The sequence below is a fragment of the Roseburia sp. OF03-24 genome (genome assembly GCF_003463035.1).
Classification (GTDB): domain Bacteria; phylum Bacillota; class Clostridia; order Lachnospirales; family Lachnospiraceae; genus Roseburia; species Roseburia rectibacter.
Map to the genome: position 1 here is coordinate 93,198 of NZ_QSCK01000009.1, position 14,219 is coordinate 107,416.

Sequence of the window (14,219 nt, forward strand, 5' to 3'; positions counted from 1 at the left end):
TTACAGAAATGAGAAAAATAATTCGGGATAATCAATTACTGTTAAAAAAGCTGCTATTGGTTATATATGATATAGCCGCAGTCAGTGTTTCGGGCTATCTGGCACTTTTGATGAGATTTGAATTAGAGCCGTCACAGGTGCTGGAACAGTTTTTGAATCCATATCGCAGATACAACTGGATCATGATCATTGTAACAATTTTGGTATTCTACGCATTTCGTCTGTATTCGAGCTTATGGACTTATGCGGGTGCGGTTGAGCTGATGAACATTGTGCTGGCAGGATGTGTTGTCGGTGGATTTCAGATCGCATTTTATGCATTTATTGATGTAAGGATGCCGCGAAGTTACTGGCTGTTATTTATCATGAATCTGATCATATTGATTTTTGCAAGCCGCTATTTTTACCGGGCATTTCGCTGGCTTGTCGGATATATCCGTGGAGAAAATGCTGCAGAGATGCATCGTGTGATGGTTGTCGGAGCAGGCGCGGCGGGAAATGTCCTGATCAAGGAGATTCGTAACAGCCGTCATATCCAGAAAAAAGTCGTATGTGTGATCGATGATGACCGGGATAAGATCGGAAGTTTTATCCATGGTGTGAAGATCATGGGAAACCGCTATGAGATCCCACGCCTTGCAAAGGAACTGGCGGTAGATGAGATCATTATCGCGATGCCGGCAGTTTCACAGAAAGAGATCAAAGGGATTCTTGATATCTGTAAGGAAACCGGCTGTGAAATGAAGCGTCTTCCGGGAATCTATCAGCTTGTCAACGGAGATGTGAGTGTTGCAAAGTTAAAAGATGTAGATGTGAATGACTTACTGGGAAGAGACCCAATCGAAGTGGATCTTGATTCCATTCTTGGCTATGTGGAAAATAAAGTGATCATGGTGACCGGAGGCGGTGGAAGTATCGGAAGTGAGCTTTGCAGACAGATCGCATCCCATCATCCGAAGCAGCTGGTGCTGGTAGATATCTATGAGAATACGACTTACGATATTCAGAATGAGCTGCGCAGAAATTACCCGGAGCTGAACCTGGTTGTTCTGATCGCCTCTGTACGAAATACAAAACGTATGGATATGATTTTTGAAAAATACCGTCCGGACATTGTATATCACGCAGCAGCACATAAGCATGTACCGCTGATGGAAGACAGTCCGAATGAGGCGGTCAAGAATAATGTGCTTGGTACCTGGAAAGTCGTTCAGGCAGCTGATAAATGGAAAGTAAAACGTTTTGTCATGATCTCCACGGATAAGGCAGTTAACCCTACAAATATTATGGGGGCAACCAAACGTATCTGTGAGATGATCATTCAGACTTATAACAGACATTCTGACACAGAATTTGTGGCAGTCCGTTTTGGTAATGTATTAGGCAGTAACGGCAGTGTCATCCCGTTATTCAAGAAACAGATCGAGGCAGGCGGACCGGTAACGGTAACGCACCCTGATATTATCCGTTATTTTATGACGATTCCGGAGGCAGTATCCTTAGTACTTCAGGCAGGCGCGTATGCGAAAGGCGGAGAGATCTTTATTCTGGATATGGGTGAACCGGTCAAGATCGTAGATCTGGCAAGGAACCTGATCCTGTTGTCCGGGCACAAACCGGATGATGACATCAAGATCGAATTTACAGGCTTAAGACCGGGGGAAAAGCTGTATGAAGAGATGCTGATGGCAGAAGAAGGAATGCAGGATACGGATAACAAACTGATCCACATCGGAAAGCCGATCCAGATGGATGAAGAAAAATTCATGCAGCAGCTGAATGATTTAAGAGATTATGTGGTGCAGGAGCCAGATGATATCCGCAGAGTTGTACAGGAGATCGTTCCGACTTATACACCAATGCAGCAGAAATAATGAGATGTAGAAAAAGAGGGCATGTATCATGTTAGGAAATGAAGCAAAAACAATCACACCGTTTGAAGAAAAGGTCTGGCTGTCGTCACCGACAATGCACGGGGATGAACTGAAATATGTGACAGAAGCATATGAGACGAACTGGATGTCTACAGTCGGAAAAAATATCAATGAAGTTGAGAGCCTTGCCGTTAAGAAAGTTGGCTGTAAATATGCGGTGGCATTATCAGCAGGGACCGCAGCACTTCATATGGCTGTAAAACTCGCAGGGGTAAAACCGGGGGATAAAGTTTTTTGCTCCGATATGACATTTGCTGCTACGGTAAACCCAATCACATACGAAGGCGGCGTACCGGTATTTATTGATACGGAGTATGATACCTGGAACATGGATCCGAAGGCATTAGAGAAAGCATTTGAACTATATCCGGATGTCAAACTGGTCGTGGCTGCGCATTTATATGGTACACCTGGAAAGATCGATGAACTGAAAGCAGTTGCAGATAAACATGGTGCAAAAATCATTGAGGATGCGGCAGAATCACTGGGTGCATCTTATAAGGGAAAACAGACGGGAACATTTGGAGATTTCAATGCGATCTCTTTTAATGGAAACAAGATCATAACAGGTTCCTCCGGTGGAATGTTCCTTACCGATTCTGAGGAAGATGCAAACAAGGTCAGAAAATGGTCTACGCAGGCGAGAGAAAACGCACCGTGGTATCAGCACGAAGAAGTGGGATATAATTACAGAATGAGCAACGTAATCGCGGGTGTTGTAAGAGGACAGTTCCCTTATTTGGAAGAGCACATTGCACAGAAGAAAGCGATCTATGAAAGATACAGGGAAGGACTGAAAGGTCTGCCGGTATCCATGAATCCGTTTGATGCTGCAAACAGTGTGCCAAACTTCTGGCTGAGCTGCATGATTATTGAACCGGATGCAATGTGCAGGCAGGTGAGAGGAGAGCAGGAAGTGCTTTTCATTCCAGAGCATGGAAAAAGCTGTCCGACAGAGATCCTTGACACAATCGCTTCGATCAACGCAGAGGGAAGACCGATCTGGAAACCAATGCATATGCAGCCGATCTACCGCATGAATGGTTTTGTGACCAGAGAGGGAGACGGCAGGGCAAAGACAAACGCATATATCAGCGGCGGCGCTGTTGGAAAAGATGGAAGACCGCTTGATGTCGGAATGGATATATTCCACAGGGGACTGTGCCTGCCGAGCGATAATAAGATGACAGCGGAGCAGCAGGATGCGATTATCCGTGTGATCAGGGGATGTTTTGAGTAGTTGAAGAAAATATAGGAGACGGGTTTGGGAAGATTAAAAATTGACAAACTGGGAGCAGTTGAAAAATTTGAATTGGATATTAAGCATGTAAATGTGCTGATCGGTGAACAGGCAACGGGAAAAAGCACCATATGCAAGGCAATTTATTTTTTCAGATTAGTTAAAAACGAGATTATAAAGTATTTATTTCGCATCTCGACTGCAGGATATGCGTTAGAGCAGGAGCATTTTCCAAAAGCACTCAATGCCACTGTAAAAGATATTTTTGTTCAGTTGTTTGGATATAGCTGGAATTTACCGAATGATTTGCATGCAGAATATTTTTTTACAGATGAGATTTCAATATCAGTAGGTATTGGTGCAGTAAAGGGCAAAAAATATTTACAGGTAATGTATAGTGATGCATTGAGGAAAAAAGTAAAAAAACTGGAAGAACAGTCGTTTGACTTTTATAAAAGACAGTCGGAAAGTTTAACATTTTCCTATATTACCTCTGAGAGGATACAGCTTCATAATGATATTCAGAGGCAGATGAACCATATTTTTGAAGATGATATGGAAACATATTATATTCCGGCGGGGAGAAGTATGCTGACATTGATGTCCCGCCAGAAGACAAAATTGGATTATACAGCGCTTGATCTGGTGAATCGTAATTTTATGCAGTTTATCGAGAATATACAGCCTAGATTTGACGGTGGAATTGCACAGGCACATAAATACTATGCAAGACAGGAACGAAAGTTCTCGATTGATACAATGGTAAAAGAATTACAGCAGGATCTTAAAGGAGATTACTATTACAATGACGGACAGGAATATCTTGTATTAGACGATTCCTACCGTATTCCTATAAACTTTATCTCGTCTGGGCAGCAGGAAGTGTTATGGCTGCTGAATCAGATCTATATACTGTTGCTGCGAGAGGAAAAATCGTTTGTGATCATTGAGGAGCCAGAGGCACATTTGTATCCCAAACTACAGAGAAAGGTCGTTGATTTTATCATACGGTTTGCAAATCTTACGGGAAGCACAGTTGTGATAACTACGCATAGTCCATATGTGCTGACATGTATGAACACTTTGTGTTATGCTGGAAAAATTGCAGAGAATGAAAATAAGAAAGAGAAAGTAGACAGGATTGTTGGAAAACATACATCTGTGAAACCCGGAGAAATATATGCAGGAAAGCTTATCTGTGAGCAAGGGCATACAAAGGTTGAAAATCTGATTATGGAAACGGAACAGGAATTGTATACAGAATTGATAGATGAGGTTTCAGATATCAATAATGAATTATATACAAGGTTATACGAGGTGGAGGAACAGGATTGAATGTACCAGATAAGTACAAGGGTTGTTTTTCATATATTGAAGCCGGAGATAATATTGAATTGCAGGATGATCAGACCAAAATAATTGTCAGGGACAGACAGGACTGTTATAGGATTATTGTGGATAAAGGCATTATAAATGATGTAAGTCATGGTATCAAAAAAGCAGATTTTGCTGTATCAGAGAGCCCGGATGGCAGTTTTTATCTGATAGAGTTGAAAGGGGCTGTGATTAATGCGGCGTTAGAGCAAGTATTGAAAACGGTTGAAAATGTTGAAAGCTCAGATGAGTTTAAATCATTATTAAAGGGGCGGAATAAAGTTATGGCCTGCATTGTGAGTCCGAACAGGCAGCAGATACCAAAAGGTGGAAACAGTCACGAAAGAGATTTGGCGAAAAAATTATATGCGAAAAGCAAGAAAAAACCACAGGATATGTACGATTTAATTTATTATGTCAAGGTAGTTCAAAAACAGGAACGACCTGTCATAAACAGAAAAACGAGACAGGTGGTGTGCTCGAATAGAAATCCACTGGTATTAAATGAGTTAGGGTAGAAATGGAGTTATTTTATCAATGAAAAATATTGTGATTATTGGTGCCGGCGGTTTTGGACGTGAAGTGCAGTGGCTGTTAGAACGTATGAACGAAAAAGAAGAACAATGGAATTTACTTGGATATAGTGATGATGGAGTTGCTGTTGGAACGATCGTTGATGGTCTGCCAGTACTGGGAAATATTACATATTTAATCGAGACAAAAGAACCGTTAGCTGTTGTGTGTGCAGTGGGTTCGTCGAAAACCAGAAAAAAGATAATTGATAAAATTATTGATAATGAAAACCTGGAGTTCCCAAATGTGATTGACCCGTCCGTTCAGATGTCAGAACGTATTTGCATGGGAAAAGGTAATATTATCTGTGCAGGTAATATAATGACAGTTGATATTGAGATAGGAGACTTTAATATTATTAATCTTGATTGTACTGTGGGGCATGATGCTGTGTTGCATTCTTATGTTACCGTATATCCCAGCGTGAATATTTCAGGATGTGTAGAGGCTGGTGACGAAACAGAATTAGGAACAGGCAGTCATATCATTCAGGGAATACATATTGGGGAAAAGACAATTATTGGAGCTGGTTCGGTTGTAATCAGAGATATGCCATCTGACTGTACGGCAGTAGGAAATCCTGCAAAACCAATTAAGTTTCATGATGCAAAATAGCAGAAATTGGAGTGTCGCAGAAGAGGTAAAATATGTATCAAAAATATATAAAGCGTGGACTGGATTTTATATTGTCACTGATTGCAAGTATTATCTTAAGTCCGGTGATGTTAATTGTAGCTGTTTTAGTCAGAGTGAAACTTGGAAGTCCGGTATTGTTTAAACAGCAGCGTCCGGGAAAAAATGAAAAGATATTTAATATGTATAAGTTTCGCACCATGACAGATGAGAGAGATGAGAACGGGGAACTTTTGCCGGATGAAGTGCGTCTGACAAAATTTGGAAAGACACTTCGAAGCACAAGTCTGGATGAACTGCCGGAACTTTTTAATATTGTTAAGGGTGATATGAGTATTGTTGGACCAAGACCGCTGTTAGTCCGTTATCTTCCGCTGTATAATGAGAGACAAAAACATCGTCATGATGTCAGACCTGGATTTACAGGACTTGCACAGGTAAACGGACGAAACAGCATCAGCTGGGAAGAAAAGTTTGAGTGGGATGTAAAATATGTGGAACATGTCACATTTTTGGAGGATTGCAGGATCATATTAAAGACAGTAGGAGTTGTACTGAAACGTGATGGTATAAACAGTGCATCGGCAGCGACGATGGAAGAATTTAAAGGGAGCAAAGGAATTACAAGGTAAAAGAACATGAAACATGTATTGATTGTAGCACAGGCAATTCCACAATGGTATGTAGATACATTGACAGAGGCACTTGGAGAAAATACTGAGATTGAGATTATTACCGGAAGTAAGATCAGAGGAAATGTCATAGCTTCGCCGCCACATAATCCGGCAAGTTTAAAATCAAGGCTGATATGCTGGTGGCAGCATTTTTATTTTATGAAAAAATGGATGAGGGAAAATACGGATAAACATTTTGATGCGATTTTTGCCGTTTCTAACCCGCCTGTCAATTCTTACATTGGAATTAAACTGAAAAAGATGTTTCACGCCCCGTTTTTTTATATGAACTGGGATTTATATCCACAGTGTATTGAATATATGATCCATAATCCCATTACAAACCTGGTGTGCAAGGCGTGGCATCATTGGAATAGTAAAAATTATACAAACATTGACTGTATGATTACAATAGGGGATATTGTGGCTGAAAGTATCAATGACAAGTTAAAAAACAAAATCCCGGTTCATGTAATTCCTATTGCCACGGATACAGATAGATTGAAACCTGTCGTAAAAAAAGAAAATCCATTTTGTAAACAATACGATTTAACAGATAAGTTTGTAGTGTTATATTCGGGAAAAATGGGATATGGACATAATATAGAAATCATTTTGAAAGTTGCGGAAATACTACGGTCACAGAAACAGATACAGTTTGTATTTATTGGAGATGGACCAAAGTATAAAACAGTGGAAGATTTTATCAGAGAACATAATACCTCAAATATATTATTGTTACCTTTACAGCCGGAAGAAGTATTTCCACAGTCAATGGCCTGTGGAGATGTTGGGATTGTTTCACAGGAAACGTCAATGGCACATTTATTTATGCCAAGTAAGACATATAGTATGATGGCATGTGGAATGGCGATTGTTGGAATTTGCAGTGAGCATGATGATTTACAGAAGCTGATTTTGAGAGGTAATTGTGGTGAAGCATTAAGCATTCCAGATGAAAATAAGCTTGCAGAAACTTTGTTGCGTCTCTATAAGGATGAAGGATTATTGGAAAAATACAAAAGTAATGCAAGACGAGAGGTGGAAATTCGGTACTCAAAGGCGGTTATTGTGGAAAAGTACCGGGAGTTGTTTCGAAAGTACTAAGTATAAAGAGGTAAAAAGAATGTTGATCATTACAAATAGGGATGGAAAGATTCTTGAAAATAAAAGTTTCAAAGAAAGCGAACTTGTTGAATATATAGAAGAATATAGCGTTGATGATATTGATAATTATTTAAAAGGAAATATGATATGGGATAAACCGGTATTTTGTGTTGAACAGAAACAGATAAAATATATAGCGTTGCCTGCTTGTTTTACAGGGGATATTTATTATTGTATAGATGATGAGAAGATAGCGTTTAGCACAGATTTTTTTGAAATTTGTAAATATTTGGGAAAAATTACATTTGATAAAACGTTGTTGAGGGAGTTCTTGACAAACTCTTATTTACATGGAAATAAGACATGGGTAAATGAAATTAAACGATTGGGAAACCATTGCGTATATTGCTTTGAAGAATCGCAGTTGATAAAAAAGAAAATTCAATATGTGGATAAGAAGATTACTTATGAAACATTTAAACAGGAAATGCATAAATGTATAAGGCGAAACGCAAAAGGAAACAGAAATGGCCTATTGCTAAGTGGTGGGGCAGATTCTCGCTTTCTAGCTATAATGTTAAAAAATAATAAGATACCATTTAAAGCATATGTAGGAAGAATTTTGCCGTATTGTGCGTCAAATTTAGATGATGTGGAAAATGCGGTATGTGTATGCAAGGATTTGGGTGTTGAGTGTGAAGTGGTTGATATTGATTATAGAAAAATAAAAGTGGATGCAACTTATCATAAGTTAATAGAAATACTTCCAAATACAAAGCACTTTTCCGTAATGCATATGTTCATCATTCAAAAAATGAAAGAAGATGGAATTGATACAATATGGTGTGGGCAGAATGCAGATAATCTTTATAATTTAGGACCGACAGGAAGGGTAGAGTTATCTTTTAATGGATTGATGAATTTATATAAAAGATTTTGTATTTCAGAGAATTTTTATCGGGCGTATAAAGAGGTTGAAGGATATCGGCCATTAGCAAGTCAAGTGAAGTTTTTGATTGCTAAGACTGGATTGTCAATTTACAAACGGATGAAGCATGAGTTCGAATTAAGTATACCAGATGATATTTATCAATTGATATGTAATTATATACACAGCTATGATTATACAATTTTTGGAAAAACAGGTGAAGATGAGGCAGAAAGCAGTGCAATCAAAGAGAGTTTAGGTGATAAAAAGGTTAAGCCGGAGAATATAAAAAAATACTTGTATAAGAAAAAAGTGGAAAATTACTTAAAAGGTGGAGAGTCAGAAATAATTGGAGCTGTAGCACGAGTATATGGGATAGAGTGCGTGATTTTACCGTTTTCGGCAGAAGAGATGATAAATGTATTTTATAATATACCTTTAAATGGAAAAAGCGTATTTCAACCTAAAGAATATATATATCAATATATTAGAGAAAATCGAAAATATGGTAAAAATATCACACATTTTGGTTTGAATACAAAAGAATTAGAGAAGTATGGAAATGTGATGGGAGTCCATGATATTTATCTATTAGCATTGAATAAATCAGAGTGGGGAGAAGTGGTTTCAGAAAAGAAGAGTTTACAATTACCAACAGGATATACGGGGATTCAATATACACAAGAATTATTGGGAAATTATTGGATGCATCATTTGCTTGAAAAGTTAAAAAAAATGGATTTGCAGATTACAATTAAAGAATATTAAATAATTTGATGGGTAATAGGATATTATGAATAAATTAGCAAAATCTACGATTTTTTTAGTAGTGGTTATGTTTCTGGCAAAAATTATAAGTTTTGGAAAAGACCTGTGTTTGTCATATCAATATGGAGCATCTAATATAAGTGATGCTTATTTGGTAGCAGTAAATATTCCAACGGTGTTGTTTAGCGGAATAGTCACAGCTGTTTTCACATGTTATATTCCTGTATATAATGAGATTAAAGGGAAGAAACCAGAATATGTAAATAAATTTAATAGTAATATTGTGAATGTCATTGCAGTCTTATCAGTATTTTTAGTGATATTGTATTGGATTTTTCCAGAACAGATTATAAATTTATTTGTTTCTGGTTTCAATGAAGAAAATTTTCAATTGACGGTGAGCATGTCAAAGATAATGGTACTTGCAATGATCTTTATGGCTGTATCCTGTGTTCTACAGGGGTATCTGCAGGCAAACGGATGTTTTTATTTGGTAGGCATGATGACAATACCTACAAATTTGATTATGGCATTTACAATTATGCTTAGCGATGCAGAACATCTTGAGATAATGATTTGGGGAACTGTATTGGCATATGCGATATATTTACCATACTTTTTTATTCCTGCTTATAAAAAGGGGTTCAGATATGTGCCTTACATAAAGTTGAAGGATGAATATTTAAAAAAACTATTAACAATGATAATTCCCATATTTATAGGTCAAATGATATTAGAGATAAATGTTATTGTTGATAAAAATTTTGCATCAGGGTTAGAGGCAGGAAGTATTACAGGATTGGATTATGCATATAAAGTAGCAATGTTAATACAAGCAACAGCAGCGGCCTCGATTTCTACAGTTATTTATCCTAAATTTTCAGAGCAGGTGGTAAGTCAGAAAATTACTGAATTAAAGAAAACATTGTCAGTATCATTAAATATTGTCATTATTTGTGTAATTCCTCTGGTAATTGGAATGTGTGTATTGGCATATCCAATTATACAGTTACTATTTTTTAGAGGAGCATTTTCTGAAAGGGCCTTACAGATTACTGCGGAAAGCTTGATATGTTATAGTATAGGTATGTTGCCGATAGCACTTCGAACAATTATGGAGAAAGTTTTTTATGCGTATCAAGAAACAAAAATACCGATGCTGAATTCGGCAATAGGAATTTTAAGTAATATTATTTTGGATATTTTACTGGTGCCAAATATCAAACACTGTGGTCTTGCGTTGGCAACTTCCATATCCTCATTTATAACTTACATAATTTTCTATATTAAGTTAAGAAAGAAAATTGGAGGATTTGGAGCGAAAAGAATGTTTGTAACGGTTGGTAAAGTAGGAATAGCAGGCGGAATAATGGGAATCATTGTCTGGATGATGAAAGAAGCACTTTTTGTAGTAATGGGGAATGGTACATTACAGTTAATGGGGAGTATAATAAGTTTGACACTTGTTGGAATGGTCATATATATTGTACTGTTATTTATTTTCAGACAACAGGAAGCATTAATTCTAAAAAATTATATTATCAAAAGAATGAAAAAAAAGCATTAAGATAGGGTGAAGTATGAAAATTTCAGACTTTATAATTGATGAAAATATGACTGTACTGGATGCAGTTAAGGCGATAGATTTAAATGGAAGGGGAATTGCATTTATTTGCCGGGAAAACAAATTTGTTGCGGTTTTGAGTGATGGTGATATAAGACGCCATATTTTAAACCAGGGGAATATGGAACTTCAGGTCAGGGATATTGCAAACTATGCTCCGAGATATATGAAGGCAGGAGATACTTGTGAAATTAAATCATATATGAAGGAGAATAAAATTACAGCAATTCCTGTCATTAATGAGCAGGGAGAAATCGTTCGGATATATTTTAAAAGTGGTGAAGAAATATATAACACAGAACAGGTTTGTGTACCGGTAGTTATTATGGCAGGCGGAAAAGGGACGAGACTCTATCCGTATACACAGATTCTGCCCAAACCACTGATCCCGATCGGAAATAAAACAATCACGGAACATATTATGGATCGTTTTATTGAAGCAGGATGCACAGATGTTACAATGATCGTGAATTACAAAAAAAGGTTTATTGAGACATATTTTGCAGAGGACAGCGTCTACAAAGTAAAGTTTGTAGAGGAAAATGAATTTTATGGAACCGGCGGTGGGTTAAAGCTTCTCACAGGTATCGATAAGACATTTTTTATGACAAACTGTGATATTTTACTGGAAGCAGATTATGCAGATATATATAGAATGCATAAAAGCCAGAATAATCTTATAACAATGGTCTGTGCTAAGAAGAAGATAGAAATTCCATATGGTACGGTAGAAAAAGATACAGAAGGAAGGTATCTCGGATTGACTGAAAAACCTACTTATACATTTCTTATTAATACGGGATTTTATGTAATAGAGCCGGAGTTTTTAGATTTAATACCGGAAAATACATTTATACATATTACGGATATGATCGAAAAATGCTCCAGAATGGGACATCAAATTGGTGTTTATGAAGTAGAGGAAGATGCATGGATGGATATGGGACAGCTTAATGAACTGGAGAATATGCGTAAGCAGTTGGAGAAAAATTAGACGGTATGTTGGAGAAAAATTATAGTATAAGTTTTGTACGTTTAATAGCAATGTTTATGGTTATTGTGGGGCATATACTTCCTCAATGGGACGGTATGTCAAATAATATATTTGTGATCGTTTTACAGAGCTGCACTGTGCTTTATGCAATCATCAGTGCTATATTAATGGCAGATGCAAAGTATAAGGATCCTTTGGTAACAATAAAGCATAAAGCATGCAGAATCTTAAAGCCATATTATATATGGGTTTTAGCAGTATTTGTTATATATTATTTAACCGGATCAGATATCAGTATATGGAATATTAGAACAATGTTATTTTTGGGACAGAACAATAGTGTTTATAATCAGTTTGTACTACCCGGATTGGGGCATTTGTGGTATATTCCATTTATATTGGGGTGTTATCTGCTTACACCAATTTTTGACTGGCTGTGGAAGAGCGTCAGCACTTTGACAGTCAGAAAGCTGTTTCTCTTTTTAATAGGATTTTGCCTTGTATTCTATTGGATCGGATATAATTGGAATTTTTTGGGACCGGCATCTTGGATACCATATTATATGGTATACGGCGGGGTTTTTCTTTTATGGAAATATTATAAAACAAACATCAGTAATTTTGAGGATGGAAAAAGATATATTACAAAAGTAATATCGGGGGGGGTGATTTTTTCTTCAGCAATATATATTTATATCGTATGGTTTAAATCACAGAATTTAACAGGAACACGTTTTGTATGGTTCTATAAAGCTTTTTGGGGAATGTTTTTGTTTGATATCTTATATCGGACAGGAGAATATATAAAAAAGTGGGATGTTATAAGAAAAATATTGAATATCTCAGATGCTTATAATTATGATGTTTATTTAGTTCATAAAACATGGTTAGCAGGTGGACTGGCAGTAGGATCATTGAAGATGGCATGGCCTGTTAAAATGATCGTTTTTGTTTTGGAAGTATGTGTAAGTACAGTAATTTTACACAAGTTGACAGGAATCACCATATGCAAAAGAAGGGATAGAAAATAAATATGAAGATACTGATACATGTGAGAGCATGGAACAAAGAGTTTTATTGCCGGCTGGCGAATATAGCATTTGAAAATCCGGATATTACAACAATAGCTGATTTTCGTGGCCTGGCAGATGTGTGGAGCGGAGATTATTTATATGACAGCTGTTATGATGTGCCCAATGAAGAGTTTGAAAAGGAAAAGGATGATATCATAACAAGGTGCAGATTTTTGAGAAGTATATCCAGACAAAAAGCAGAGGAACTGGCAAGACGTTTCTGGAATGGAACAGAAAAATTGTTTCAGGAAGGGAAGTATGATCTGGTTCTGTCCCCCATCGCTGATTGTTACACGATGGATATTATTGAACGGATAGCAGAGAAGTATCATGTAGAATATTTTGCGTTGGTGACAAGTTTTGTGCGTGGTTATAGCCGTTTTACAAAACAGGGAGAGTTATTTGATGCAAAGCGTCAGGTAACAGATGAGGAAATCGATCATGTAATTGGTATGTTAGTGAATGATGACTATAAAGTTACATTCAGCCTGAATAAAGAAAAAAAGCAGTTTGACACAGCAAAATTTTATTTGCGTAGAAGAATGGTGGACAAACTGTATTTTCCTTATAAAAAGCATAAAGAGAAGGACCCGTGGAATTATCATTATAATACACTGTCCTTTCAAGGTGGAAACTATGCGGATTACTCGGTAAAAAATGCCGAAAGATATTACAAAAAAATATCAGAAGCGGATATTCAGAAGAAGAGTGTTTATGTGCCGTTACATTATTCACCGGAAGCAACTGTCGACTATTGGTGTGATAATAAAAAGTGGGCATATTACGAGCAGTCCGTGATTGATTTTATCAAGGCGTCTGATCCGGGAGTGTCATTTGTTGTAAAAGAACATCCAGCTATGTATGGCAAGAGAAATATCAATTTTTACAAAGAACTTACTTCCATGGAGAATGTTCAGCTGATACATCCGTATGAAAACAGTAATCAGTTACTGCGGGAGTTGTGGAATGTCATGGTATATACGGGTTCAGTAGGTGTGGAAGCGTTACTGCGTGGGAAAAAAGTATTTACTGTTACAGATAATTATTATTCCGGGTGCAGCAGTAACATTGTAAAGACGGAGCGGATAAAGGCAGGTGATCTGATAGAAGAAAAGCTGGAACATGATAATCAGAAGTTTATGAGACAGCTTCTGTCAGGAATGTTTCCAGGAAGTTCAACTGCCGGAAAAGATATTGGGAACAGTGAGATAGATAAGATTGCGGCAGAAATGCACAGGATTTATGTAAATCATGTAACTGAGAAAAACAATAGATAAATTAATAAAATGGAGGGATA

12 protein-coding genes are annotated in these 14,219 nt (G+C 37.1%); all 12 read left to right on the top strand.

The window, feature by feature from the left end:
* Positions 1–8 precede the first annotated feature (8 nt).
* The 12 genes from DXA60_RS06235 to DXA60_RS06290 are packed head-to-tail and all read left to right on the top strand — an operon-like array spanning position 9 to position 14,199.
* The gene (locus DXA60_RS06235) at positions 9–1,874 is read left to right on the top strand and encodes a polysaccharide biosynthesis protein (protein ID WP_117920451.1); all 1,866 of its coding nucleotides are present in this window, start codon (positions 9–11) and stop codon (positions 1,872–1,874) included.
* Between the two features lie 28 nt (positions 1,875–1,902).
* Positions 1,903–3,174 carry a DegT/DnrJ/EryC1/StrS family aminotransferase gene (locus DXA60_RS06240; RefSeq protein ID WP_117920453.1) on the top strand — a complete coding sequence of 424 codons (1,272 nt, stop codon included), beginning with the start codon at positions 1,903–1,905 and terminating at the stop codon, positions 3,172–3,174.
* A gap of 24 nt (positions 3,175–3,198) precedes the next feature.
* Positions 3,199–4,509: an AAA family ATPase gene (locus tag DXA60_RS06245; protein ID WP_117920455.1), complete on the top strand. Its 1,311-nt coding sequence runs from the start codon at positions 3,199–3,201 to the stop codon at positions 4,507–4,509.
* Positions 4,506–5,066, top strand: a complete 561-nt coding sequence (locus tag DXA60_RS06250; RefSeq protein WP_117920457.1) for a hypothetical protein — start codon at positions 4,506–4,508, stop codon at positions 5,064–5,066. The genes DXA60_RS06245 and DXA60_RS06250 overlap by 4 nt, the downstream gene beginning before the upstream one ends.
* Before the next feature lie 19 nt (positions 5,067–5,085).
* Complete coding sequence (locus tag DXA60_RS06255; protein WP_117920459.1) at positions 5,086–5,736, top strand: acetyltransferase; 651 nt, start codon at positions 5,086–5,088, stop codon at positions 5,734–5,736.
* 32 nt (positions 5,737–5,768) lie between these two features.
* Positions 5,769–6,386: a sugar transferase gene (locus DXA60_RS06260; RefSeq protein ID WP_117920461.1), complete on the top strand. Its 618-nt coding sequence runs from the start codon at positions 5,769–5,771 to the stop codon at positions 6,384–6,386.
* A gap of 6 nt (positions 6,387–6,392) precedes the next feature.
* On the top strand, positions 6,393–7,535 hold the full coding sequence (locus DXA60_RS06265) for a glycosyltransferase family 4 protein (RefSeq protein WP_117920463.1): 1,143 nt from the start codon (positions 6,393–6,395) through the stop codon (positions 7,533–7,535).
* A 19-nt stretch (positions 7,536–7,554) separates the two neighbouring features.
* Entirely contained in the window at positions 7,555–9,231 is a 1,677-nt protein-coding gene (locus tag DXA60_RS06270) for a hypothetical protein (protein WP_158570865.1), read from the top strand.
* Positions 9,232–9,256: 25 nt separating this feature from the next.
* A complete protein-coding gene (murJ, locus tag DXA60_RS06275; RefSeq protein ID WP_117920467.1) occupies positions 9,257–10,798 on the top strand; it encodes a murein biosynthesis integral membrane protein MurJ in 1,542 nt (513 codons plus the stop codon).
* Between the two features lie 13 nt (positions 10,799–10,811).
* Positions 10,812–11,849, top strand: coding sequence for a sugar phosphate nucleotidyltransferase (locus DXA60_RS06280; RefSeq protein WP_117920469.1), 1,038 nt, complete (start codon positions 10,812–10,814; stop codon positions 11,847–11,849).
* 5 nt (positions 11,850–11,854) lie between these two features.
* Positions 11,855–12,880: an acyltransferase family protein gene (locus DXA60_RS06285; RefSeq protein ID WP_117920471.1), complete on the top strand. Its 1,026-nt coding sequence runs from the start codon at positions 11,855–11,857 to the stop codon at positions 12,878–12,880.
* A gap of 2 nt (positions 12,881–12,882) precedes the next feature.
* On the top strand, positions 12,883–14,199 hold the full coding sequence (locus DXA60_RS06290; protein WP_117920473.1) for a capsular polysaccharide export protein, LipB/KpsS family: 1,317 nt from the start codon (positions 12,883–12,885) through the stop codon (positions 14,197–14,199).
* Positions 14,200–14,219 lie beyond the last annotated feature (20 nt).